The sequence below is a fragment of the Methylosinus sp. Sm6 genome (assembly GCF_019802345.1).
GTDB lineage: Bacteria > Pseudomonadota > Alphaproteobacteria > Rhizobiales > Beijerinckiaceae > Methylosinus.
The window spans coordinates 136112-160945 of record NZ_JAINDZ010000001.1; the positions used below are offsets into that span (position 1 = coordinate 136112).

Consider the following 24834-nt stretch of genomic DNA (forward strand, 5'->3'; position numbering starts at 1 on the left):
TCGTTCCCCGTGTCAGCCGTGCTCACGGCGCTCGCGCCGATTTTCTTTCTGATCTTTCTGGGCTTCGTGCTCCGTTCGCGACGTCTCGTTCCGGAAGAGTTCTGGCTCCCTTGCGAGCGGCTCAACTATTTCTGCCTGTTCCCGGCGCTGATGTTCAGCCAGATCGCACGGGCCTCGCTCGGCGATCTGCCGTTGCGCGCCATCGCCGCCACCGTGCTCGGCGCTGCTGCGGTGGGCGCGGCGCTGGTGTTCGCCGCGCGCTTCATGAAGCCGCAAGCGGGCCCGACCTTTTCCTCCGTGCTGCAGGGCGCGCTGCGGCCCAACACTTATGTCGGCGTGGCCGCGGCCACGGCCGTGTTCGGCCGGCCGGGGTTGATGGCGACCTCGATCGCCATCGCCGTCGCTCTGCCTCTGTTCAACATCGGCTCGATCCTGATCCTCGCCCTCTATGGCGAGCAGAAGCGCACCGATTCGCGCAGCTTCGCGCGGGCCGTTGCCGGCAATCCTGTGGTCGCATCCGTGTTCGCCGGGGCGCTGGCGAACGTCTCCGGACTTCCTCTGCCCACCGTCGCAATGGATACGCTGACTATATTGAGCTCCGCCTCGCTGCCGCTCGGGCTTCTCTCCGTCGGCGCCGGCCTCGAGCCCGGCGCCGTGCGCATCGCCTATGGGCAGGTGCTGCAATCCTCCGCGGTCAAGCTGATTGCTCTGCCCTTCTTCGCCTATCAGATCGGGACGTCGGTCGGCCTCGACGCCTCGACATTGGGCGGCATGGTGTTGTTCAGCGCGCTGCCTTGCACGCCGTCGACCTACATTATGGCGCGGCTTCTCGGCGGCGATCACCGCGTGGCGGCGGGAATCATCAGCGCCCAGACCTTGCTCGCCGCCCTCACCATGCCGCTCGCTCTGGCGCTCGCCGGCGGATAGCCCGCGTCGTTCGCCGCGAGCTCTCGGACCGCGAGCCTTCGGGCTCGCCCTCGAAACATTCGGCTTCTGCGTCGCCATAGCCCCGGGTCGCCGGTTCGTGATATTGCAGGGTTTTCGAGAATGAGGCGAGCCCCATGTCCACCAGAGCTTTTGCCGTCCAATCCGCCGAGGCGCTTTTCGGCCCGATCGCCATCGAGCGCCGCGCGCCGGGCGCGAGCGACGTCGCGATCGACATTCTCTATTGCGGCGTCTGCCATTCCGATCTGCACACGGCGCGCAGCGAATGGCCGGGCACGCGCTATCCTTGCGTGCCGGGCCATGAGATCGTCGGCCGCGTGACGGCGGTCGGCTCGCAGGTCACGAAATTTTCCGTCGGCGATCTCGCCGCCGTCGGCTGCATGGTCGACAGCTGTCGGCGCTGCCTTTCTTGCGACGAGGGGCTCGAGCAATATTGCGAGCACGGTTTCACCGCCACCTATAATGGGCCGCTCGACGGCTCGGGCGAGAATACATACGGCGGCTATTCGGAAAAAATCGTCGTCGACGAGCATTTCGTGCTGGCGATTCGCCATTCCGACACGCAGCTCGCCGGCGTCGCGCCGCTGCTCTGCGCCGGGATCACCACCTGGTCGCCGCTGAAGCATTGGGGCGCCGGCCCTGGAAAATCCGTCGGGATCGTCGGCGTCGGCGGGCTCGGCCATATGGGCGTCAAGCTCGCCCATGCGCTCGGCGCGCATGTGGTCGCCTTCACCACCTCGCCGGGCAAGCGCGAGTCGGCGCTCGCGCTCGGCGCCGATGAGGTGGTCGTGTCGACCGATCCGGCGGCGATGGCGGCGCGGGCGGGACGCCTCGACTTCATCCTCGACACCGTCGCCGCCGCCCATGACCTCGACGCTTATGTCAATCTGCTGAAGCGCGATGGCGCTCTGGCGCTCGTCGGCGTGCCGGCGACGCCGCATCCCTCGCCGTCGGCGGGCGGCCTCATCTTCAAGCGGCGCCAGATCGCCGGCTCGCTGATCGGCGGCATAAAGGAGACGCAGGAGATGCTCGACTTCTGCGCCGAGCGCGGCATCGTCGCCGACATCGAGACGATCGCCATGCAGGAGATCGAGACCGCCTACGCCCGCATGTTGAAGAGTGATGTGAAATATCGCTTCGTCATCGATATGGCGACGCTGAAAGCGGCCTGAGCGGTCGGCGACGGCGCGAATTTGCGAGGACCTGATGCATCTTCTGCACGACTCATCCGCGCCGGCGGCGCCCCAGATCGGTTTCGACGCCTTTCTCGCCGTCGATATCCGCATCGGCACGATCATCGCCGCGCAGCCTTTTCCCGAAGCGCGCAAGCCCGCCTACAAATTGGAGATCGATTTTGGTCCGGGCGTCGGCGTCAAGCGTTCGAGCGCGCAGATCACGCGGCGCTACGACATCGCGACGCTGGTCGGGCGGCAGGTCGCGGCCGTGGTGAATTTTCCTCCGCGTCAGATCGGCAAATTCATGTCGGAGGTTTTGACCCTCGGCTTTCCGGACGAGAACGGCGACGTCATTCTGTTCGCGCCCGATCATCCGGCGCCGAACGGCGCGCGTCTCTTTTGACGGCGCCGTTCGGCTTCGCTCGCGGCGCGCCTCACTCTTTGGCGACCTTGAACAGCTTCGGATCGGGCGAGCTGTCACGGTCGATGTTGAACAGCGACACCAGCGTCTCGTAGCCCTGCGGGTCGGTGACCTGCCATTGCTTGAGCTGAAACGTCTTCGAGTCGAACAAGAGCTTGATCTTCGACGTGCCGCCGAGCGTCGCCTTGTCCTCTATGCTGATCGCCGTTCCGGCGTCGTCGGTGACGACATCGAGGAGCTTCACATCCTTCTCGAGGTCGATCTTCTCATTGAGCAGGAATTTGAGCGGCGTCTGCGCGATGAAATAGAGATCCTGGGTGTTGAGCTTGCGGTCGCGCACCGCGACGGTGACGCCGTCGGAGACCACCTCCATCGTCGCCGGCTGCGCATATTCGAAGCGCATGCGCCCGACCTTATGGATGAACAGCTTGCCCTCGGCGCGCCGGCCGTCGCCGCCGATCTGGACGAAATCGGCGGTCATCACCGGCGAGGCGTTGAGCGAGGCCTCGGCCCGCTGGATCGCCTCGGCGCGGTCGAGCGGCTTGGGCGGCGTCGCCGCGGCCGCCGCCGCAGCGGCTGCGGCCGCGCCTGTCGCCGCAGCCGCCGCTTTGGCGGGCTCGGATGCGGCCTTGGCGGTGGCGGCGGCTTTGCCTTCGATCGGGGCCTTGGCTTCCCCCGGCTTGGCGGCGTCGGCCTTGGGTTTTGCCGGCTCCTTCTCATGCGCGGCCTTGGCCGCCGTCGTCTTCACCGCCGTCGTCTTCACTGCTGTCGTCTTGGCGGGCGCGGGCTTGGCCGCAGGCTTTGCGGCCTTCGCCGGCTCCGGCTTCGCGGGCGCGGGCTTCGCGGCGCGCACGGGCGATTTGGGAGCCGGCTTGGCGGGGGCGGCCGTGGGCCATGGCTGGAACAGCTCGGCCCCGGCCGGCGCTGCGAACCACGGCGCGAGGGCGAGCGACAATGCGGCGGCGAGGAGAGGGGATTTCACGAGTGTCTGGGCTCCGAACGGATCGGGCGCGCCCCTCGGGCGCCCCGCGAACGAATCGCTAGCACGACCTTATGGCCGATCTTGGATCGTCAGTGTCGGCGATTCGCGCCGGTTCGGCCAGGAACAGCGGAACCGGCCGCCGCGGATCAGCCGAAGCCTCGCGCGCGCGCCTCGGCGTTTGCGTCTTCGTTTCCGTCCTCCTCCGCCGGCGCGGGGAAGCGGGGCGTCAGATAACGGTCGAGCGCGCTGCGGCGGCGGCGCCAGCCGCTGCGCGCGCCGTCCCGTGCGGCGAGCTCGGCGGCGAGCGCCTCCATGCGCGCGGAGGCCGCGCCCCCGCGTGAAGCGCGCTGCAGCGCGAGCGCGAGCCGCGCCTCCACCTCGGCCAGAGTGCGGTTGTCGAGATTATAGACTCCCTTGCGGTCGAGATGGGCGACGTCCTCCCGCACCAGCCGGTTGAGCAGGCCGATGAGATTGCTGCGCGCATCGACGGGCAGCTCGGCGACGCCGCTCGAGCCTCCGTCGAAAGCGCTGCGCTCGCCGGGCAGCGGGCGCGAGAGGCGCAGCAGCGCTTTCATGACGCGCACGTCGCTGTCGTCGTCCTCGCCATCGGCGACGTCGAGCGCGGGAAACACGGGCGCCGGCGGCCGCGCGCGGCGCTCGCGGCCCTTGAAGATCTCCGCGAGCAGCTTCATCACGAACATGAAGGCGTCTTGCGCAATAGCGACGCCGAGCGCCATTGTGGCGTCGGGCGTCATCGAGAGGAAGGCTTCGCGCGCGAGCTCGAAGCGATTGCGATCCATGCTGCGGGTGCGCAGGAATGTGTCGCTGCGCTTGAGAAACGCCTGCACTTCGGCCTCCGGCAGGCCCGCCGCCTTGGCCGCGACGACGCAATCGTCGACGCGCCGCTTGGCGTCGTCGAAGCCGGCGGATGCGGCCGATTTTCCCGCCGCGACGGCGGTGCGGATGCGCGCGGACAGCGCGCCGAGCTCGCCGCGAATGGCGCCGTCGAGCGCGCATTTCTGGTCGAAGGCGGAGCGGCCGGCGATCGCCTCGTCGCGCGCGGTGAGCAGGTCGTGGGCCTCGGCCCCCTCCGGCTCGCAGGAGAAATCCGCCGGCACGGCGGGATTGGCGAGGCCCGCCTGCCGCATGGCGCCGACGATCTCCCCACAGGGCGTCTTCGCCTGACGGATTTTGGCCCAGCTCGGATCGGCGCGGATCTGATCGCGCAGCGCGGCGAGCCGCCGGGCGGCGCCAGCGACGTCGCGCGGCTCCTCCTCCGCGGCGGCGGGCGAGGGCGCCGGCGCGGCGTCGCTCGCGCTCTCCGCCTTCTGGCGCAGCATGACGATCTCCGCGGCGAGGGCGTCGCGCTGGCGCAGCGCTTCGCTCTTGTGCTCGGTCGGCGCGACGAGCGTCTCGCGCAGTGCGCCGATGCGCTTTTGCGCCGCCTTGGCCTTGGCGCGATGCGATTCGCAATTGGGGCCGCAGGCGGCGCCGAGCCCGTCGAGCCCCTTCGCGGCGTCCGCCGCCAGCTGCTCCTCCTGTCGCGCGGTGGAGGTGAGCGCGACGATCTCCTCCTCTTTCGATTTGATGATGGGATCGAGATCGGCGACAGTCTGGCTCAGCGCCGCGATGCGGGCGCCGATCTCCGCGATGCGGCGCGCGGCGGCTTGCGCGTCCTCGAGTTCGGCGGCTTTTCGCCGCGCCGCCTCGCGGGCGATGCGCTGGCGTCCCTCGCGGCTCTTCTGCAAGCCTTCGTCGAGGCGCATCGAGGCGACATTGGCGGTCTGCAGCAGCGCGTCGAGCCCGTCGAGATAGGCGCGCAGCCCCGGCGTCGCCTCCATGCGCGCGGTCTGCGCGTCATATTCGCTGGCGATCGACTTGGAGACGGGCAGCAGCACATCGGCCGCGAGCTCCATCGGCTGCGTCTCGGCGACGAGCTTCCTGGAGGAGAGATTGAAGATGTTGGTGTAGTAATAGGTGAAGGAAAAAAACGCCGAGATCGGAAAGACGAACAGGAACACGGCTGCGGTGACGACGGTCTTGACGACGATGCGCTCGCCGAGGAACCGGCGTCGCGCGATGATCGCGCCGAGATCGGCGCCGAGCGACCAGGAGGTCGCCGCCAGCATGGTGAGAATCGCCGTCGTGCCGATCATCGAGCCGATGACGCCGACGAGATCGCCGGAGTCTCGCCGCATGATGTCGATCATGCCGCTCGAGGTCGTGTAGAACACCCAGCAGAAGACCGGAACCACGGTGAGCGCCGCGATGCGGCCGATGTCGAGCGCGGGCGGCGCGGCGAGAATCGGGAGCAGGCGCGCGAGCGCGCGTCGGAAGAGGCTCGGATCCGGTTCCGCGATCGGCGTCGCCGCGGCGGGCGCAATGTCTTCCGCCTCGGTAAGCGTCGAGTCGGCGTCCGCCATGAATCCCGCTCCTTCGCGCATGAACGATGAGGCTGGACTCGAGGCTTATCATAGAGCGGCGAGAGCTTGAACTCGCCTCGCGTGCGGATGCCACGGCAAAGGCCGCGCTTCGAGCCGCTTTGCGCGCGAACGACATCGTTCGAGCGGTCAGAATTCAAATGAGCTGCTTCCGATCCAATCGGATGCGTCGCGGAGTCGCTGCGCCTGAATTTGCAGCCGCTTCGCCGTCGTTTACAGAAAAGCGAGCGCGCAGGCGGAGAGGGGATAGCCCATTGCGGCGCCGAGCGCGAAGCCGCCGAGCACGTCGCTCGGATAATGATGCGCAGTGGCGATGCGCGACCAGGCCATGGACAGCACGAGGGCGGCCGCCGAATAGGCGGCCGAGGGCCAGGCGATGACGATCGGGGCCAGCACGCCGGAGAGCGTCATCATATGGCCGCTCGGAAAGGAATGCTCGTCGAGAATGCGCAGCAGCGACGTGAGCCGCGGATCGACACGGAACGGGCGCTGCCGGCCGATGCGCCGCTTGATGATGGGAAAGAGAAGATGCAGAACGGCCGCGTTGACGCCGGCGAGCGCGACGACCGGAAGCGCGGAGCGTCCGAACCAATAGAAGATCACCGCGGCGAGGATCGGATAGATCCAGCCATTGCCGAGCTTGCTGATGACGATCGCGAGACCGCGGCCGAGCGCCGGACGCGCCGAGCGCGAGACAACATGCACGCCGGCGAGATCGGCTTGCTGCAAGCGCTTGCGAAAGCGCGCCGCCGTCTCCCGGAGGCCGATGCGGTCGAGCGCAAGGTATGGATTGGAGACGATCTGCATGAGACGAAGAAATAGGCGCGCGATGCTGCGCTTTCGTGACGTTTCGTCTCGACTTGCATGACAAGGGCGGCGAAGATTGTCATGGCGTTGTCACGCTCTTCGACTCGATGCGGCGTATATAGCGACGCTGCCGTTAGCGCGCGCAAAACGGATCGGCCCAAGTTTGCTCGTACGGCGTGTCGATCAAGTGCTGCGCATTTTTCAAAACCTCGGCGACATCGACTTCCCAATCCAAGTCCTGGAAGTTCTTCTCGTTGACGCGCAGGTTTCTGCCCAACATGAAACCCTGCCTCGAGCCCGCCATCTGGCAGGCCCTGACAGGCCCCGCATGGAAGAAGTTTTCGGGAAAAATCTCCAGCACCTTCGTGTGCGGCCGACAGAACAGGCCATTCGTGAGTCCCGCCCCATGCAGGGCGACGATCGCCTTCGCATTGTGACACAATCTCACTTGATCCAGAAAACTGAGCTCGCTTCCGACAACGACGACGTAGCCCTCTTTCTCGAGCGCGTCGGCCAGAGCCCTCTCGTTGACGAGCCAGCGCTTTTTGGTGTCGAGGCGGGAGATATAGAGTTTTTCGTGCGGCTGGCCGGTCTCGCTCGAGCCGTGACTCGCCTGGACAGCGGCCAGGGCTCGTCGCCGAACGAATGCATGGCCGGCCGGATGCACCCACTGCAAATCGTTGGCCGAGCAAAAATCCGACCAGAAGACTTTTTCCAATAGGATGGGCTCGTTTCCGACTTCGATGATTTGTTCACTCGAAACGCCCATTGCCGACAGTGATTCTTTCTGCCAGCTCGAAAGCTTCGGCATGACGATCGGCAGCTCGTTTTCGAGGCCCATTTGCTCCAAGGCGGCGAGACTGGAGAGGCAATTGACGAGCCAATGATGGTATACTCGGTGCAAGATGTTGAATGACCAGAAGACAGGTCTGGATATCCTCAACGCCGGCGTATAGACGGAACGAAAAAATGCGGTTCGTCCGCCGGACAATATCCCGCCGTCGGCTCCGATGATCATGCCTCTTCCCGGAAAGCCGATGACCTTTTCGGCGAAATGTGCATCGAAGCGAGGCCTGGCCAGATTCGTCCGCTTATTGTTGTTTTGAACGAATTGCACAGCTTTTGTCGCGCGCCCGAACTCTTCCTCGCGCAGGTATAGTTGAATGGGGTTTACAGCTATCTTCCGCGCCGGAAAAAAGGCCTCTTCGCGGCTCCTCAAATATCTGATCTGCTCACTGAGCTGTTCATAACTCTTGACTGCATCATAATCCTTCGGCTTTGGCATGAGTTGGGACCTGGAGACGATCCCCGACCACTCGAGACGCGCTTTGAGGCTCGTATATTCGATCACTTTTGCAAAAGTCGTCGCTCCATCGTGCAGCGCGTGCATGATCCGACAGGGGTCTTCCCGGGATGAGTCGACGGCTGCGGCAGTGTATGACGTCACCGAATACCATCGGCCGCGCGTTCCGAGAATATTCACTCCGATCGATGCGAATTTATCGACGAGGCCGGCAGGCGGGAGGAGCGGCTCGCTCGACGCTGTTTCGTGGATGTGAAAGAGACGGCGGGCGCCTTTCGCATGCTGGCGCTCGATCAGGCTCCAGGCCGTCTCGGCAGATGCATCCGTGACAAATATCCATTCGCAATCGGCTGTTCCATCTGCGGCCGCAGTCGAGTCTCCAGAGGGCGCGAGCTCATGATCCGGCGGTCGAAGGCTGCATCCGATGCGTGTCAACAGCGCCTCGATTTCCCTCGGTCCAGGATCGATCATCACGAGTATCGTTTTTTTCATTCGCCTACCGTCTTGCTCGATACATGGGACTGGAGCCGATTTTGGATGCGCCGAAAAACCTGGAGTCCTCGCGCCGAGCGATCGATCTTCCGGATCCATGTCGGATCGTCAATATGGACCCGAGCGAGCGCAAGCATCGACTCTGACAGAGTTGCAACTCATATCTATCTGCGGAGTCATGTACGCCGCGACTGGTTTCAATTTCTCTTCTATTATCGCTTCGCCGCAGTCGAGGGCGGGGGACAAGGTCGAAGAACAGAGGTCGACGGCGCCGATGACAGACCGGCGCCGCCGATCGGGCGCGCGGTCGCCACAGTGGCTCGGCTGCGAGCGGCCGATGCTCGGAAGCGGGCGGCTCCTCTCACGCAGTTGAAAAGCAACGGCTTCGCCTGTTACCGCAGATCGTCCCCGGGAGCAAACCGCAAACTGAAGTCGACGGGGCGATCGGGCGACGGCGGGAGCGGATGCTTACTCTCTCCAGATACCGCACATCGCTTCCACCCATTCCGAGCGTCTCGCACTCGATCCGTCGTGTCGTTGGCGCGCGTCCACTAGCGGGAAGACGGTTGCGCGATCCGTGTCTCGACTGCTCCGCCATGCGAGTAGTCACGACAGAGGCGAGCGCTTGTCATGCTCGCCGGCTCATGCGCATTTTGTGCGATCCTGGCACGGCGTCGCCGTCGAGCTGTGCCAATTCGAGAAAGTGGCGCGGCCGGGTCTATTTTCGCGGCGGCTTTTTCTTTTTCGCCTCGTTCGGATCGAACATGAAATAGCGGCCGCCGAGCGCGCCCTCGAATGGCGCATCCTCGCGCGCGCGGCGCATGTCGAAGCGCACGATCGTGTTCGGCACGAGCACCCGCAATATCGTCTCCGTGACGCGCTCGATCTCCACTTCCAAAGGCTCGTTCGGTCGATCCACGTCGGTCAATTTGATGCGCCTGTCCATAATATCCCTTTTCGAGCCGCTCTCACCGCCGGCCGCAGCGGACGACGATTCGTGAGGAGCCGGCTTCGTCTCGAAATGGAACGAAAGGCCATCGGCTCGACGCTCGGGTTCAAGCCACGTGCCGCTTTGACAACATGACGTCGCGATTCGACACGAGCACAGCTATGTCTGGTCGAAAATCGGGACGCGCATATGTCGCTTCGGTTGGATCTCATCCCGAAAGTCCCGGACGAAGCGACCGAGACTCCTCGTCGGTCTGCACGCGCGCGCAACATATCTTTCGCGCCTCGGAGAGGCGCGTTTACGCGGCTGAGACACTGTGAGATCGCGCGCGCTCACCCGCGGTTGTACGCGTCCTCCAGGCGGACGATGTCGTCCTCGCCGAGATAGGAGCCTGTCTGCACCTCGATCAGCTCGAGGTCGATCCTGCCGGGATTGCCGAGGCGATGCACGCAGCCGATGGGGAGATAAATCGACTCGTTCTCATGGACGAGATGAGTCTCCTTGTCGCGTCCGACCTCGGCCGTGCCTTTCACCACGATCCAATGCTCGGCGCGATGAAAATGCTTTTGCAGCGACAGCCGCGCGCCGGGCTTCACGACGATGCGCTTGACCTGGTAGCGCTGCCCCGAATCGACGGATTGGTAATAGCCCCAGGGACGGAAGATGCGCTTGTGCTCGCCGGCTTCGCGGCGGTTCTCGCGCTTCAATTGATCGACGAGCTGCTTGACGTTGTCGCCGTGCTCATGGCTCAGCACCAGCACCGCGTCCTGCGTCGTCACGACGATCACATCGTCGACGCCGACGACGGTCGTCAGCGTGTCGTCCGAACGCACATGGACATTGCGCGCGTCGCGGATGAGGCCGTTGCCGCGCACCGAATTGCCTTGCTCGTCGCGCTCCGACAGCTCCCACACGGCGCGCCAATTGCCGACGTCGGACCAGCCGATGTCGGCCGGAATCACCGCCGCCTTGCTCGTTTTCTCCATCACGGCGTAATCGATCGACGTCTTCGGCGCGCGCGCGAAGGCTTCGCCGTTCAGCACGAGGAAATCGAGATCGCGGCGCGCGCAGTCGATCGCGCGTTCGGCTGCGTCGGAGATGGTCGGCTCGAAATGCGCGATCTCCGTTTGCATCACATCGGCGCGGAAAATGAAATTGCCGCTGTTCCAGAGATAGCCGGCGTCGACATAGGCCTGCGCCGTGTCCTGATCGGGCTTCTCGACGAAGGCGTCGAGCTTCATCACCTCGCCGGCGATCCTTTCGCCGGGCCGGATATAACCGTAGCCCGTGGCGGGATTGTCCGGCTTGACGCCGAGCGTGACGATATAGCCGTCGCTGGCGACCGACGCCGCGGTCTTGCACAATTCGACGAGGCCGGCGCGGTCGCGCACCACATGATCGGCCGCCAGCACCACGACGATCGTCTGCGGAGAGCGCCGAGCGGCGAGACCGGCGGCGACCGCCACCGCCGCCGCCGAATCGCGGCGCATCGGCTCGAGGACAATGTCCGCCTCGGCGCCGATCTCGCGCAGCTGATCGGCGAGCAGAAAGCGATAATCGATGTTGGAGACGATGATCGGCTTCTCGAAAGCCGGATCGTTCAGCGTCTCCATGGTGGTCTGGAAGGTCGATCGGTCGCCGACCAGGGGAATGAACTGCTTGGGAAGGGTTTCGCGCGATTCCGGCCAAACTCTGGTGCCGGCCCCTCCGCACATGATCACGGGAAGTATCTTCGTCATTGCTCGCCTTTCGGTCGAGGGCGGTTCGTCGAACGCGCAAGCGCAAAGGGCTGGACGCGGCCCAAAAGATGTCGGGTCGTCCTGCGGGCGCGGCAGAGCCGGCCGGCGCATGGCGCGCATGGCGCGCCTCTGTCACACGAGACTGCGCCAGAAATAGGCCGAGTCGGGCGAGCTTGGCAAGTTGGCGCGATTCGGCGGCAGGGCAACCGGGTCTCGAAGGACGGCCGCGGGCCGATATCCCGGCTTCTCGCCATGGCTGTCGAGACGCCCGCTTCGCTGAGCGAAGGGGCTCAGCGCCGCGATGCGGAGCGGCGACCGGGATTTCAGCTCTTGCCCTTCTTCTCCAATTCGGCTTTGAGCGCGAGCAGCTTGGCGAAGGGCGAATCCGGATCGGGCAGGCGCTCCTTCTCGCGCCGTTCCTGCGTGGAGTAGCCGCCGCCATGCCTGCGGCGATCGTCCTCGCGCGGCGGGCGATGGTCCGGGCGGGGCTTGCCGCCGCCACGCACGCCGGCTTCCTTGCGAGCGGCGTCGCCACGCGGCCTGTGCTCGCCGGCGGCCTCGCGCCGCTGCTCCGTCTCGCGTCCGTCGCCGGCATGACCGCGTCGGGGACCGCCGGAGCGCTCGCGAGCGGGACGTCCCTCTTTGGCGGCGGCAGCGGCGTCGCCGCGCCCGGGCGCAGGCCCGCCATGGGGGCGACGGCGCGGGCCGGCATGGGCGTGGCGCTGCAGAGTCCATACGTCGATGAGGGTAGGGGCCTCGGGCTCCGCCGGACCCTCGGCTTCGGCCTCGTCCTGGACTTCGGCCTCGTCCTGGACTTCGGCATGGGCCCGGACTTCGGCGGACGGCTCGGCCGGCGGAGGCTCCGCCTCGAGGACGGCGGCGTCTGCGGCCGCAATCTCCTCGATCGCGATCTCCTCCGCCGCGAGTTCCGCCGTTGCCGCCTCTGTGCTCGCGAGCTCCGCGACGGCGGCCTCCGCCGGCTCGGGCGCGTTCTCCGTTTCGGCCGGTTCGGCCTCGGCGGTCGGCGCGGCTTCGGGCGCCGAATCCGGGTCGCCGGCCGACGCGGCGGCGGGCGTCAGCGGCTCGGTGGAGGCCGCCGCGAGCAGCGGGACCGTGATTGCCGGACCGGGGCGCTGGCTCGACTGATAGCCGAGCGAGCGGAGAATAGAGGCGAAGGCTTCGCCCGCGCAGCCGGTGAGTGAGGTCATCGCCACAGTGACGACGAAGCCCTCGCCATCGGCGGCGCCGGCCGGCGGCTCGCCGGGCGTGACGCCGGGCCGATAGGAGCTCGCCGGACGAATGAGATCGGCGAGCCGCTCCAGAATGTCGACGCGCACGACCCGCTCGCCGCACACGCGAAAGCCCGCGGCGCGGTAGAATCCCTTGGAGATGTCGGGGTCGGCGGCGAAGGAGGTGCGGCCCGAGGCGGCGAGATGCGGCACCTCGTCGAGGCCCTTGAGATTTTCCAGCCCGCCGTGCTTCAAGCCCCAGAGCAGGGCGGCGAGCGCGCGCGGCGCCGGCTTCAGCAGCGCCGGCAGATAGAGGTGATAGGCGCCGAAGCGCACGCCCTTCTTGCGCAGGGCGGCGCGGTCGTCCTGCGAGAAGCTCTTGATGTCGCGCGCCACGCGGCTGCGCTCCAACACGCCGAGCTCCTCGGCGAGCTGAAAGGCGACGCCGCGCGTCACGCCCTCGAGCCCGTCGCCGGATTCGAGCTCCTCGAGCGCGCCGAGCAGCTTCTTCACATGGCTCGCGAGCCACAGGTCGAGCCGGTGCTGCGCCTTGTCGAGCGCGGCGCCGGTCAGCTGCTCGTCGGCGAGCAGCCGCACGGCGGGCTTCAGCGCGCTGGGGCCGGGGACGATCTTGCCGACCGGCTCGCCGAGCCAGCGGATGGTTCCGTCATTGCCGAGCAGGAAGGCGTCGTCCACAGCGTCGAAGACGCGCGTCGCGCGCGCCTCGATCTCGCCGGACAGCGCCTTCTGCGCGGCGGCGTTCAGCGCCTTCGCCGCTTCGCCCGTCGCCAGCGGATCGGCGGTGAAACGAAATCCCTGGAGCTGACCGACATGTTGACCTTCGACCAAGACGTCGCCGGCTGTCGTGATTTCGGCTTCGAGCATTGCATTCTCTCTCAGGCGACGCATCAGCACGCTGGTGCGGCGATCCACGAAACGCTGGGTGAGGCGCTCGTGGAGCGCGTCGGACAGACTGTCCTCTACCTGACGCGCGACGCTCTGCCAATGCTCCGCATTGTCGAGCCAGCCGGAACGATTGGCGATGAAGGTCCAGGTCCGCACCTGCGCGAGCCGCGCGGAGAGCGTGTGGATGTCCCCGTCGATGCGGTCGATCCCGGCGATTTGCTTTGCGAACCAATCGCCTGGAATGCGGCCGCGGCGGACCACGAAGCCGTAGACGGCGAGGGCGAGCTCGGCATGGGCGGAGGGCGAGGTCTTGCGATAATCGGGAATCTGGCAGACGTCCCAGAGTCTCATAATATCTGCGCGGGTTTTCGCATTGCGCCGCACGGAGTCGTCGCGCGCCGCGGCCTCCAGCACCATCTGATCCTCGCCGGCGCCGGCGCGGACGAGGCAATCCTCCGGCGGCGCGCGCTCCAGAGAGCAGGCCAGCGCCTCGATCGAGTCGAAGTCGAGATCGGCGTTGCGCCATTGCAGCAGCGTGACCGGATCGAAGCGATGACTCTCGAGGTCCTCGATCAAATCCTCGTCGAATGGCGGACAGCGGCCCGTCGTTCCGAAGGCGCCGTCGTTCATATGGCGTCCGGCGCGTCCGGCGATCTGGCCGAATTCGGCCGGCGTCAGCCGCCGATGACGCAGGCCGTCGAACTTGCGGTCGGCGGCGAAGGCGATCGTGTCGACGTCGAGATTGAGGCCCATGCCGATCGCATCGGTGGCGACGATGTAGTCGACGTCGCCGTTCTGATAGAGATCGACCTGCGCATTGCGCGTGCGCGGCGACAGCGCGCCGAGCACCACCGCCGCGCCGCCGCGCTGGCGCTTGATCCATTCGGCGATCGCATAGACGTCCTCGGCCGAGAAGGCGACGATGGCGCTGCGCGGCGGCAGCCGCGCGAGCTTGCGCGCGCCGACGAAGCCGAGACGCGACAAGCGCGGGCGCGTGAAGATCGGAACGCCCGGCAGCAGCCGCTCGACCAGCGGACGCATGGTCTGCGCGCCGATCAGCAGCGTCTCCTGCCGTCCCCGCCAATACAGCAGGCGATCGGTGAACACATGGCCGCGGTCGAGGTCGGCGGCGAGCTGGATTTCATCGATGGCGACGAAGTCGACGTCGAGATCGCGCGGCATCGCCTCGACGGTGGAGATCCAATAGCTCGGCGCGCGCGGCTTGATCTTTTCCTCGCCGGTGACGAGCGCCACATTGTCCGCGCCGATGCGTTCGGCGACGCGCTGATACACCTCGCGCGCGAGCAGCCGCAACGGCAGGCCGATCATGCCGCTCGAATAGGAGAGCATGCGCTCGATGGCGTGATGAGTCTTGCCGGTGTTGGTCGGACCCAGCAGGGCCGCGACGCCGGCTGTGCGCGCGCGAAAGCCGCAGGGCGCGCTTCGATGGGCGACGAGCGTTGGGCTCATGCCGGGCAATTTATTTCAGCTCGCGTCGCGATGCGAGCTTTTCCGATGGCCGGGGACGAAAGCGGGGCCGTGGCGGCAAAATCCCGCTGTCCCGAAACGGCGCGGCGCCCCGGGCGCCGATTCATATCTCGAACGGGGCGCGAACGAATCGCGGCCGAATCGCTGACTCGACGCGAATCATTCTTCGTTCTGACAAGATATGGGATGGTTGCGCGCTTTTCTATCTGCATCTTGTGGTGCTCGGCGCCGCGCCGCGTGTCGGGCGCGCCTTGCGCGCGGACTCGCCGAATGCGGTTTGTCAATTGGCCGGGAGCTCGTTTTCGGCCGCCTCGGCGCGACGGCGCATTAACGGATCGGCGAAAGCGCGAACGCAGCATGGACGAATCGCTATTCGCGCGATGTTGGCCTTTGGTTCGCGCGCGATCTGGCGCCGCCGAGCCAGTCGATCACAAGATATAGGGGGCGCGGGGAGGGGCCGACGGCCGAACGCCGCTCGGTTCTCAACGAAGCCGTGCGGTTTCGGCACGGCCGCCGCCGCCGCGCATGAGGCCGCGCTCGTCGCGCTCCCCGCGCTTCGCGCCGCGAACAGGGTTAACGCGCCCGGCGTTCGCTCGCCGGTCAAATCGAATTGCGTTTAAGCACAGGCTTAACCCGCCCATGGGCATAGTGGCGGCGATTTCAGCTTTCGGAGACGCTCGGGGCGCGCATGACCATCGCAGCGACGGAATTTTGCGCGGCTCTCGCAGCTTTCGTTCTCTTGCTCGCGATCGTGGCGGCGGCCGGCGCCGCCGTCGCCGATCGTCTGCGCTTCCCCGGCTTTGCGGAGGGCGCGCGGCTGGAGCGCGCAGGACTCGCGTTGGTCTGCGGCTTCGGCTGCCTTCCGGTCGCGCTCGATCTCGCCGGCCGCCTCGGTCCGCGCGCGATGGCGCTCGCCGCTCTCTCGCTGGCGGCGCTCGGCGCGCCGGCGCTGCTGCGCGCGCGGCCGTCGTCGCTGCAGGGCGGATGGATCGCGGCGGCGTCGATCTGGATCGTGGCGTCGATCCTCATCGTCATCGACATGCCCGGCGTCGGCAGTTTGCAGCACTCGCTGCTCGCCGTGGATTATGTGAAGCATGCGGCGACGACCTGGTCGCTCGCGGAAGCCGGCTCGCCGCCGTGGAACCCGACCTACTATGATCCCGGTCGGGCCATGTCCTATTACTATCTCTTCTATACTCTGCCGGCGGTCGCGGCGATGCTCGGCGGGCCGCTCGGGATCGCCGCGCGCCATGCGGCCTATGCCTGCGCGCCGCTGATGGGCTTCGCTCTCTTCGCGCTCGCGTGCACGGCGCTGCGGCGCAGCGGCGCCGACGCGGCGGCGGGCCAGAACGACGCCGGCGAGGAGAGGAAGCCGGCGAATTGGCCGCTGCTGGCGCTGCTGCTCGCCACCGGGCTCGATATCGTTCCGCTGACGATCCTCTATTTCGGCGGCGGTCGCGACGCCGACTTCGTCTTCCTGCATTTCGTCGATTGGGACGAGCAGGTCACCTCCTGGTTCAACAGCGTGATGTGGGTGCCGCATCACGTGTCGGCGCTCTGCGCCGCGCTCGTCGGCTTCATCGCGCTGACCGCGCCGGGCGAGAGCTGGCGCGATACTCGGCGCCGTGTGCTGCTCGCGGCGGTCGCCTTCGCCTCGATGGTGGGCCAATCCGCTTATGTGGCGATGCCGGCGACGCTCGGCGCCGGCTTCTGGCTCGCGGCGCTGCTGTGGCGCCGCCGCTTCGACATTGCGACGCAGCTCTGCGTCGCCGGGCTCGGCGCTCTGGCGCTCGCGGCGCCCTGGCTCGCGACGCTGCTGCCGCGCTTCGGCGGCGAGGGGAAGAGCCCGCTGGCTCTGCGGCTGCGCGGTCCGGAATGGATCGACATCGTCGCCGAATCGGCGCAGGCGGGCGCGTTCTATCGCGGACTCGTCATGCCGATGTTCTATCTCATCGACTTCGGCGTGTTCGCGCTCGGCGCATACATCTTTTGGCGCAGCGCGGGACGGCGCGGGCTCGCGAACGAATTGGGGATGGCGATCGTCTGTCTCGCCGCCGCCTCCCTTCTCATCGGCTCGCTGTTGTGCTCGCAGATCGTGATGAACGATCTCGGCTGGCGCGTGATGCTGTTCGCGCAATTCGCCGCGCTGATCTGGACCGCCGCCGCGATGCGCCAGGGCTTGCTGGCTTCGGGCCGCTTGCGCTACGCCGCGAGCGTCGGACTGGCTTTCGGCTATGCGGCGCTCGTCGTCGCGACGCTGCAATTGCGCTTCTTCTTTCCGCACGCGCATATGCGCGACACGCTCGCCGACCAGATGGCGGCCTGGAGCTGGCTCGACGCGCGTCTTCCGAGCGGCGCCGTCGTGCAGCCGACGCCGAGCCGCTCGCGAGAATATGGCTATGGCCTCTATGGGCGCTTTCCCGTCGCCGTCGCGGATCGGCACAATGCGCTCCTCTTCGGCGCGCGGCCGGCGGAGATCGAGGAGCGAATGGACTATCTGTCGCCGATCTTCTCCGAGACGACGCTCTCTCTGGACGATGTGCGCCGCCGCGCCGGACGCTTCGCCATAGCGGCGCTGATCGTCTCCTCGCGGGATGCGGTGTTCGCGGCGCCGCAGGCGTGGACCGCCTCTGCGCGAGCCGACTATTCGAACGCCAATTTTCGCATCTATCTGCTGAACGCGCCTCGCCATGCGGAGAGCAACTGACATGCGCCCGATGCTCGCTCGCGCCGCAGCGCTCATTCTCTCTTATGTGTCGGCGACCGCGCTCGGCGCGGTCCTGTTCGTCGCGCTGATGCAATGCGCGACGGCGATTCTCGGTCCGGGCGTGATGTTCTACCGCGGCGTCGGCGCGCTCGCTCTCGTCTTCGTGCTGCTGATCGCGATGTTCCTCGCGCTGCCGTCGCGCCTCGTCCGGCGCGTCTCTCTGGACGGCGCCGATTCGATCGGCGCCGCCATTGTCGCGACATCCTTGCTGACCGCGGCGTTCGTGGTCGGGCCGGTGACAGTGGACCGATCCATTTCCGTGTTCATGCTGTCGCGATTCGACGCCGCCGACCATCCGCTCACCGCGGCCGAGGCGCGCGAGACCTTTCGCCGCGTCTATGTCGATGATTGGGCGCAGATCGATCGCCGGCTGAAGGAGCAGGAGCTCTCCGGCAATCTCGAGCATGGCGAAGCGGGCTGGCGCCTCACCGCGCAGGGCCGCGCCTTCATGGGAACGGCGCGCGTCATGTCGAGCCTCTTCAAAGGCGATCCGCGCTTCGTCGGAGGCAAGGATTGAAAATCGGCGCCCCCTCTGTCCGGCCCTCCCCCGCCGCGCGGGAGAGTGAGCGGAGACGGGGCCTTCGCCTCATGCTGGGAGGAATGATGTCCATTGTCGATTCCGGCTCGGCGCCGGCCTCGTCCCTGCGCGCGCGCCGGCTCGTCTCCGATCTCCATCCGAGCGACGGCGATCTCGTCTTTTTCGTCCTGCTGTTGTTCATTCTGCCGAACGCCATCCTCGCGGCGGTGTTCGGATGGCCCGTGGCGGCGCTCGTCTGGGGCGGCTGCGCGGGCGCCGTCGTCGTGGCGTGGCGCGCGCGGCGCGCGACGCCATTCTCGGCGCAGCCGGCCGCTCTCGGCCGGCTCGCCGCTTGCCTCGCATTCGGGCTCGCGCTGTGCGCGCTGGGCGGCGAGGGGCATTTCTTCTATGCGTCGCGGGACTGGCTCGTCCGGGACGCCGTGCTCGCCGATCTCGTGCGTGCCGGCGCGAATGCGCTCTATCGCGAGGGCGGAGCCGATTACATGCTGCGCGCGCCGCTCGGCGCCTATCTGGTTCCGAGCCTCGTCGGCCGCATCGCGGGGCTGCTTGCGGCGCATGTCGCGCTTTTGCTCCAGAACGCGACCATCATCGGCGTGACCTGCTATTTCGTCACCAAGATCGCAGGGGAATTCGGCAGATGTCGCAACGCGGCGCTGCTGCTCGTTTTCATTGGCTTCGCCGGCCTGGACATCCTGCCGCTACTCATCGCCGAGGCGATCGAATGGATGCGCGGCGCGCCGGTCATGCCGTTTCCGCACATGGAGTGGTGGGGACGGTATTTCTCTGCGCTGCACATGCAGTACACCAGTCATGTCGCGCTGCTGTTCTGGGCGATCAATCACTCGGCGCCGGGCTGGTGGTTCGCGCTGCTCGCGCTGCTCCATGCGCGGGGCGCCGCGCCTTTTGCCATCCTGCCCGTCGCCTTTGCGGCAATGTTGCTGTGGTCTCCTCTCGCCATGATGGGCGCCGCGCCTGTCCTCGCTTATCTTGCGATGGAGCGCTTTCCGCGCCATCTCTCTCGTCGTGAAAATCTCGTCGCGATCGGAAGCAGCCTCGCATTCCTGCCGATTGCGCTTTATCTGACGATCGACAATGGCGCGGTGGAGAAGGAATGGCTCGTCCTGCGCGACGGCTTTTTCACGCGCTATGTTCTGCATATGATGTTCGAAATTCCGCAGGCGGCGATCGTGCTCTACGCCTGGAGAATGGTCGAGCCCTGCGAGCGCCGGCTCGTCGCGCTGGCGCTGATCCTGCTCGCGATCATTCCCCTCTACAGCATCGGTCTCTACAATGATTTCATGATGCGCGCGTCGATCGCGCCGCTGTTCCTGCTCTCTGTCGTCTTCGCCCGGATCGCCGTGCTGACGCCGCGCGACAATGGCCGCTTCGCCTCGGCGATTTCGACGATCGTGCTGATCTCCGCCGCGACGCCGCTCATCGAATTGAAGACGGCCGTGATGGGCGGCCGGTTCGACGTCAGCGACTGCGATTTGCTCACGTCGTGGCGCAAGAACGAGCCGACGGCGCCGTTCGGCAATTATCTCGCGCATGCCGAAGCGGTTCCCTCCTGGCTGATGCGTCCGCAGAACGGCGAGCCGAAGACGCGCGAAGACCGGAAATGCTGGCCGGATCATCCGCTTCTGCCCGAGGACGAAAAATGATCTGTGCGCGAATCGGCGGGCCGCTTTGACTCCGTCGCCGCGCCTTGGCAAAAAGCCTCCGTCGTCAACAAGGAGAGGCGTCGCAGATGGCATCCATCGTCGAGCGGCTGAGCGAGGAGCTCGCGGCCAAGCAGTGGCAAGTGGAAGCCGCGGTGCAATTGCTCGACCAGGGCTCGACGGTTCCCTTCATCGCCCGCTATCGCAAGGAGGCGACCGGCCAGCTCGACGACGCGCAGCTGCGCCAGCTCGAGGAACGGCTGCGCTATCTGCGTGAGCTGGAGGAGCGCCGCAAGGCGATCCTGGAGTCGATCGAGACGCAGGGCAAGCTCGACGACGCGCTGCGCGCCACGATCATGCAGGCCGACAACAAGGCGCGCCTCGAGGACATCTATCTTCCCTATAAGCCCAAGCGCCGCACCAAGGCGCAGATCGCCATAGAGGCCGGCCTCGCCCCGCTCGCGGAAGCGCTGCTCGGCCATCCCGAGCGCGAGCCCAAGGCGCAGGCTTCAGCCTTCGTGAACGCCGATAAGAATGTGGCCGACGCGAACGCCGCGCTCGAGGGCGCGCGCGCCATTCTCGTCGAGCGTTTCGCCGAGAACGCCGATCTCATCGGCGCCTTGCGCGAATCCTTCTGGTCGCAGGGCGTGCTGAAATCCAGGGTGCGCGACGGCAAAGCCGCCGCGGGCGCCAAATTCTCCGATTATTTCGACTTCTCCGAGCCGCTGACCAAGCTGCCGTCGCATCGCATATTGGCGATGTTCCGCGGCGAGAAGGAGGAGGTGCTCGATCTCGAGATGATCGCGGCGCCCAATGAGGACGGCGGCGGCTATGAGGGCCGCATCGCGCAGCGCTTCGCCATCGCCGATCGCGGCCGGCCGGGCGATCGCTGGCTGCTCGATACGGTGCGCTGGGCCTGGCGCACCAAGATCGAATTGCATCTCTCCGTCGATCTGCGCCAGCGCCTGTGGCGCCTCGCCGAGGACGAGGCGATCCGCGTCTTCGCCGCGAACTTACGCGATCTGTTGCTCGCCGCGCCCGCGGGCGCGCGCGCGACGCTCGGCCTCGATCCGGGCTTTCGCACCGGCGTCAAAGTGGCGGTGGTCGACCGCACCGGAAAGATCGTCGCGACGACGGCGATCTATCCGCACGAGCCGCAACGCCGCTGGGACGAATCGCTGTCCGTCCTCGCCAAGCTGGCGCGCGAGCACAGGGTCGAGCTGATCGCCATCGGCAATGGCACCGCCTCGCGCGAGACCGACAAGCTCGCCGGCGATCTCATCTCCAAATTCCCCGAGCTGAAGCTCACCAGGATCGTCGTGTCGGAGGCGGGCGCCTCCGTTTATTCCGCGTCGGAATACGCCTCGCGCGAATTGCCCGGTCTCGACGTGACATTGCGCGGCGCCGCCTCGATCGCGCGGCGCCTGCAGGACCCGCTCGCCGAGCTCGTGAAGATCGATCCGAAATCGATCGGCGTCGGCCAGTATCAGCACGACATCTCGGAGCTGAAGCTGTCGCGCTCGCTCGACGCCGTCGTCGAGGATTGCGTGAACGCCGTCGGCGTCGATGTCAACACGGCTTCCGCGCCTCTGCTCGCGCGCGTGTCCGGCCTCGGCGAGACGCTCGCCGGCAATATCGTCGCGCATCGCGATGCGCATGGGCCGTTCCGCACGCGCGCGTCGCTGAAGGAGGTGTCGCGGCTCGGGCCCAAGGCGTTCGAGCAGAGCGCCGGCTTTCTGCGCATCATCGACGGCGACGATCCGCTCGACCGCTCCGGCGTGCATCCGGAATCCTATCCGGTGGTGCGGCGCATTCTCGCGGCGGCCAAGAGCGACATCAAGCAGCTCATCGGCAATGCCGCCGAGCTGCGCAAGATGAAGCCGCAGAGTTTTGTTGACGAGAGCTTCGGCCTGCCGACCGTCACCGATATTTTCGCCGAGCTGGAAAAGCCCGGCCGCGATCCGCGCCCCGCCTTCAAGACCGCGACCTTCCAGGAGGGCGTCGAGAAGATATCCGATCTGCAGCCCGGCATGGTGCTCGAGGGCGTCGTCACCAATGTCGCGGCCTTCGGCGCCTTCGTCGACGTCGGCGTGCACCAGGACGGGCTGGTGCATATTTCGGCGATGTCCAAGACTTTCGTCAAGGATCCGCGCGCGGTGGCCAAGCCCGGCGACATCGTCAAGGTGAAAGTGCTGGAGGTGGATGTTCCGCGCAAGCGCGTCTCGCTCACCATGCGCCTCGACGATGCGCCGGGGCAACGGCAGGCGGAAGGCCGCGAGCGCAACAGCGGCGCGCCGATGCGCCGTGCGCCGCCGGAGCAGCAAAAGGGCGCCGGCGCTTTGGGCGAAGCGCTGCTCGCCGCGATGCGCACGCCGCAGAAGCGGTGACGCTGCGCTCCTTCTCCCACTCGTGGGAGAAGGTGGCCCGGCGAAGCCGGGTCGGATGAGGGCCGCCGCGGTTCTCCGAGTCGAGCAGCGCTTCGCCTCGAGTTTGAAACGGTTAATCAGCGAGGACCCTCATCCAACCCCGCTTCGCGGGGCCACCTTCTCCCGCGCGCGGGAGAAGGAGCGCGCGTCGAGAGTCGGATTCAGTAATGATAGCGGCATTGTGCGATCAACAGGCTTTCGCCTTCGACGCGATAGACGAGCCTGTGCTCCAGCGTGATGCGCCGCGACCACCAGCCGCGCAAATCGCCCCGCAACGGCTCCGGCTTGCCTGTCCCGGAGAAGGGCGTGCGCAGAGATTCCTCGATGAGCTGGTTGACGCGTTCCAGAATCTTCGCGTCCTGCGCCTGCCAATAGAGGTAATCCTCCCAGGCCTGCTCGGCGAAGACGAGCTTCATTCGTCGAGCTTGCGCTCTATGCCTTCGCCCGCGTCGAGCGAATCGATCGCCGCCCGCAGCCGCTCGGCGTTGCGTGGGCTTTTCAGAAGATGCGCGGTCTCCTCATAAGAGGCGAAATCCTCGAGCGAGATCAGCACGGCCGCCGGCTTGCCGCGGTCGCGCGTGATCACCACGGGCTCGTGATCCTCGGTCACGCGGTCGAGCGTCGCGGCGAGGTTCTTACGGAGGTCGCTGTAGGAGGTGGTGCGCATGGGAAAGAATATGTACGTGAATGCGTACCTTTGCAAGGCGCTCACAAGAGCTTCAAAAAATCGTCCTCGGGAGGCGCCTCAATCCTCCATCTTCAGCGCCGCGATAAACGCCTCCTGCGGGATCTCCACGCGGCCGAACTGGCGCATCTTCTTCTTGCCTTCCTTCTGCTTCTCGAGCAGCTTGCGCTTGCGGGTCGCGTCGCCGCCATAGCATTTCGCGGTCACGTCCTTGCGGAAGGCGCGCACCGTCTCGCGCGCGATGATCTTGCCGCCCAGCGCTGCCTGGATCGGCACCTGGAACATGTGCGGCGGGATCAGCTCCTTGAGCTTCTCGCACATCTGCCGGCCGCGCGAATCCGCGCGCGTTCGATGCACCAGCATCGACAGCGCGTCCACTGGCTCGCTGTTGACGAGAATGCTCATCTTCACGAGATCGCCGGCGCGATAATCGGTGATGTGATAATCGAAGCTGGCGTAGCCCTTGGAGATCGACTTCAGGCGATCGTAGAAGTCGAACACCACTTCGTTCAGCGGCAGGTCATAGACCGCCATCGCGCGCTTGCCGACATAGTTCAAATCCGCCTGCACGCCGCGCCGGTCCTGGCAGAGCTTCAGCACGGCGCCGAGATAATCGTCCGGCGTCATGATCGTCGCGCGGATCCAGGGCTCCTGAATCTCGTCGATCTTCACCACATCCGGCATGTCGGCCGGATTGTGCAGCTCGATCTCGTCGCCATTGGTCAGCTTGATCTTATAGACGACAGAGGGCGCCGTCGCGATGAGGTCGAGATTGAACTCGCGATGCAGGCGCTCCTGGATGATCTCGAGATGCAGGAGCCCCAAGAATCCGCAGCGGAAGCCGAAGCCGAGCGCGGCGGAGGTCTCCATCTCGTAGGAAAAGCTCGCATCGTTCAAACGCAGCTTGCCGATCGCCGCGCGCAAATCCTCGAATTCGGCGGCGTCGACCGGGAACAGGCCGCAGAACACCACCGGCTGCGCCGGCTTGAAGCCCGGCAGCGGCGCATCGCACGGCTTCTTATCCTCGGTGATGGTGTCGCCGACGCGCGTGTCGGCCACCTGCTTGATCTGCGCGGTGATGAAGCCGACCTCGCCGGGACCGAGCGAGGCGACGTCGAGCATCTTCGGCTTGAACACGCCGATCTTGTCGACCTCATAATGGGCGCTCGTTCCCATCATGAGAATCTTCTGGCCCTTGCGCATGCGCCCATCGATGACTCGCACCAGCACCACGACGCCGAGATAGGCGTCGTACCAGCTGTCGACCAGCATCGCCTTCAGCGGCGCCTCCTCATCGCCCTGCGGCGGCGGCAGCCGGGTGACGATCGCCTCCAGCACATCGGGAATGCCGATGCCGGTCTTGGCCGAGATCAGCACCGCCTCGGAGGCGTCGAGGCCGATCACATCCTCGATCTGTTGCCGGATGCGGTCGGGCTCGGCCGCCGGCAGATCGATCTTGTTCAACACCGGCACGATCTCATGGCCGGCGTCGAGCGCCTGATAGACATTGGCGAGCGTCTGCGCCTCGACGCCCTGGCTCGCGTCGACGACGAGCAGCGAGCCCTCGCAGGCCTTCAGCGAGCGCGAGACCTCATAGGCGAAGTCGACATGGCCGGGCGTGTCCATCAGATTGAGGACGTAATCCTTGCCGTCCTTGGCCTTATAGTCGAGCCGCACGGTCTGCGCCTTGATCGTGATGCCGCGCTCACGCTCGATATCCATCGAATCGAGCACCTGCTCCACCATGTCGCGCGCGGCGACCGTGCCGGTCGCCTGGATCAGGCGGTCGGCGAGCGTGGACTTGCCGTGGTCGATATGCGCGACAATGGAGAAATTGCGGATAGTGTCTATCTTGCGCGTCGTCATGGCGGCGGGATAGCAGC

17 protein-coding genes are annotated in these 24834 nt (G+C 66.3%); 7 read left to right on the plus strand and 10 right to left on the minus strand.

The genetic code is table 11. The annotated features are described in order from the left end of the window. Window positions 1-9: 9 nt before the first annotated feature. From K3F48_RS00635 to K3F48_RS00645, 3 genes are all read left to right on the plus strand, one after another. Entirely contained in the window at window positions 10-927 is a 918-nt protein-coding gene (locus K3F48_RS00635) for an AEC family transporter (RefSeq protein WP_222573466.1), read from the plus strand. Between the two features lie 134 nt (window positions 928-1061). Further along, the gene (locus K3F48_RS00640) at window positions 1062-2117 is read left to right on the plus strand and encodes an NAD(P)-dependent alcohol dehydrogenase (RefSeq protein ID WP_222573467.1); all 1056 of its coding nucleotides are present in this window, start codon (window positions 1062-1064) and stop codon (window positions 2115-2117) included. Between the two features lie 34 nt (window positions 2118-2151). Further along, window positions 2152-2523, plus strand: coding sequence for a tRNA-binding protein (locus K3F48_RS00645; protein ID WP_222573468.1), 372 nt, complete (start codon window positions 2152-2154; stop codon window positions 2521-2523). Between the two features lie 31 nt (window positions 2524-2554). On the opposite strand, the gene K3F48_RS00650 is transcribed toward K3F48_RS00645, so the two are convergent. From K3F48_RS00650 to K3F48_RS00680, 7 genes are all read right to left on the minus strand, one after another. Then, complete coding sequence (locus tag K3F48_RS00650) at window positions 2555-3523, minus strand: outer-membrane lipoprotein carrier protein LolA (RefSeq protein WP_222573469.1); 969 nt, start codon at window positions 3521-3523, stop codon at window positions 2555-2557. A 146-nt stretch (window positions 3524-3669) separates the two neighbouring features. Further along, window positions 3670-5946: a hypothetical protein gene (locus K3F48_RS00655; RefSeq protein ID WP_222573470.1), complete on the minus strand. Its 2277-nt coding sequence runs from the start codon at window positions 5944-5946 to the stop codon at window positions 3670-3672. A 231-nt stretch (window positions 5947-6177) separates the two neighbouring features. Then, the gene (locus K3F48_RS00660) at window positions 6178-6771 is read right to left on the minus strand and encodes a phosphatase PAP2 family protein (RefSeq protein ID WP_222573471.1); all 594 of its coding nucleotides are present in this window, start codon (window positions 6769-6771) and stop codon (window positions 6178-6180) included. Window positions 6772-6904: 133 nt separating this feature from the next. Next, the gene (locus tag K3F48_RS00665; protein ID WP_222573472.1) at window positions 6905-8545 is read right to left on the minus strand and encodes a DUF563 domain-containing protein; all 1641 of its coding nucleotides are present in this window, start codon (window positions 8543-8545) and stop codon (window positions 6905-6907) included. A gap of 739 nt (window positions 8546-9284) precedes the next feature. After that, entirely contained in the window at window positions 9285-9485 is a 201-nt protein-coding gene (locus tag K3F48_RS00670) for a hypothetical protein (protein ID WP_370631331.1), read from the minus strand. 362 nt (window positions 9486-9847) lie between these two features. Further along, on the minus strand, window positions 9848-11254 hold the full coding sequence (locus K3F48_RS00675; RefSeq protein WP_222573474.1) for a mannose-1-phosphate guanylyltransferase/mannose-6-phosphate isomerase: 1407 nt from the start codon (window positions 11252-11254) through the stop codon (window positions 9848-9850). Window positions 11255-11577: 323 nt separating this feature from the next. Further along, window positions 11578-14859, minus strand: coding sequence for a helicase-related protein (locus K3F48_RS00680; protein ID WP_222573475.1), 3282 nt, complete (start codon window positions 14857-14859; stop codon window positions 11578-11580). 706 nt (window positions 14860-15565) lie between these two features. On the opposite strand from K3F48_RS00680, the gene K3F48_RS00685 reads away from it, so the two are divergent. The 4 genes from K3F48_RS00685 (at window position 15566) to K3F48_RS00700 (ending at window position 22227) form a co-directional block, all read left to right on the plus strand. Then, entirely contained in the window at window positions 15566-17584 is a 2019-nt protein-coding gene (locus tag K3F48_RS00685; RefSeq protein ID WP_222573476.1) for a hypothetical protein, read from the plus strand. Between the two features lies 1 nt (window position 17585). Continuing rightward, the gene (locus K3F48_RS00690; RefSeq protein ID WP_255607858.1) at window positions 17586-18161 is read left to right on the plus strand and encodes a hypothetical protein; all 576 of its coding nucleotides are present in this window, start codon (window positions 17586-17588) and stop codon (window positions 18159-18161) included. An 83-nt stretch (window positions 18162-18244) separates the two neighbouring features. After that, window positions 18245-19843, plus strand: coding sequence for a hypothetical protein (locus K3F48_RS00695; RefSeq protein ID WP_222573478.1), 1599 nt, complete (start codon window positions 18245-18247; stop codon window positions 19841-19843). A gap of 86 nt (window positions 19844-19929) precedes the next feature. Further along, window positions 19930-22227 (plus strand): Tex family protein, encoded by a 2298-nt coding sequence (locus tag K3F48_RS00700; protein ID WP_222573479.1) that lies wholly within the window; start codon window positions 19930-19932, stop codon window positions 22225-22227. 200 nt (window positions 22228-22427) lie between these two features. On the opposite strand, the gene K3F48_RS00705 is transcribed toward K3F48_RS00700, so the two are convergent. The 3 genes from K3F48_RS00705 to lepA all read right to left on the minus strand — a co-directional run bounded on the left by K3F48_RS00705 (window position 22428) and on the right by lepA (window position 24817). Further along, on the minus strand, window positions 22428-22682 hold the full coding sequence (locus K3F48_RS00705; RefSeq protein WP_222573480.1) for a Txe/YoeB family addiction module toxin: 255 nt from the start codon (window positions 22680-22682) through the stop codon (window positions 22428-22430). Further along, entirely contained in the window at window positions 22679-22933 is a 255-nt protein-coding gene (locus K3F48_RS00710; protein WP_222573481.1) for a type II toxin-antitoxin system Phd/YefM family antitoxin, read from the minus strand. The genes K3F48_RS00705 and K3F48_RS00710 overlap by 4 nt, the downstream gene beginning before the upstream one ends. 78 nt (window positions 22934-23011) lie before the next feature. After that, on the minus strand, window positions 23012-24817 hold the full coding sequence (lepA, locus tag K3F48_RS00715) for a translation elongation factor 4 (protein WP_222573482.1): 1806 nt from the start codon (window positions 24815-24817) through the stop codon (window positions 23012-23014). Between the last annotated feature and the right edge of the window lie 17 nt (window positions 24818-24834).

Excerpts from the sequence above, each read along its gene's own strand:
- K3F48_RS00680 (WP_222573475.1), bottom strand. The coding sequence starts at position 14,859 with ATGAGCCCAACGCTCGTCGCCCATCGAAGCGCGCCCTGCGGCTTTCGC.
- K3F48_RS00655 (WP_222573470.1), bottom strand. The coding sequence starts at position 5,946 with ATGGCGGACGCCGACTCGACGCTTACCGAGGCGGAAGACATTGCGCCC.
- K3F48_RS00700 (WP_222573479.1), top strand. The coding sequence starts at position 19,930 with ATGGCATCCATCGTCGAGCGGCTGAGCGAGGAGCTCGCGGCCAAGCAG.
- K3F48_RS00675 (WP_222573474.1), bottom strand. The coding sequence starts at position 11,254 with ATGACGAAGATACTTCCCGTGATCATGTGCGGAGGGGCCGGCACCAGA.
- K3F48_RS00660 (WP_222573471.1), bottom strand. The coding sequence starts at position 6,771 with ATGCAGATCGTCTCCAATCCATACCTTGCGCTCGACCGCATCGGCCTC.
- lepA (WP_222573482.1), bottom strand. The coding sequence starts at position 24,817 with ATGACGACGCGCAAGATAGACACTATCCGCAATTTCTCCATTGTCGCG.
- K3F48_RS00710 (WP_222573481.1), bottom strand. The coding sequence starts at position 22,933 with ATGCGCACCACCTCCTACAGCGACCTCCGTAAGAACCTCGCCGCGACG.
- K3F48_RS00705 (WP_222573480.1), bottom strand. The coding sequence starts at position 22,682 with ATGAAGCTCGTCTTCGCCGAGCAGGCCTGGGAGGATTACCTCTATTGG.
- K3F48_RS00645 (WP_222573468.1), top strand. The coding sequence starts at position 2,152 with ATGCATCTTCTGCACGACTCATCCGCGCCGGCGGCGCCCCAGATCGGT.
- K3F48_RS00640 (WP_222573467.1), top strand. The coding sequence starts at position 1,062 with ATGTCCACCAGAGCTTTTGCCGTCCAATCCGCCGAGGCGCTTTTCGGC.
- K3F48_RS00690 (WP_255607858.1), top strand. The coding sequence starts at position 17,586 with ATGCGCCCGATGCTCGCTCGCGCCGCAGCGCTCATTCTCTCTTATGTG.
- K3F48_RS00665 (WP_222573472.1), bottom strand. The coding sequence starts at position 8,545 with ATGATCGATCCTGGACCGAGGGAAATCGAGGCGCTGTTGACACGCATC.
- K3F48_RS00695 (WP_222573478.1), top strand. The coding sequence starts at position 18,245 with ATGATGTCCATTGTCGATTCCGGCTCGGCGCCGGCCTCGTCCCTGCGC.
- K3F48_RS00685 (WP_222573476.1), top strand. The coding sequence starts at position 15,566 with ATGACCATCGCAGCGACGGAATTTTGCGCGGCTCTCGCAGCTTTCGTT.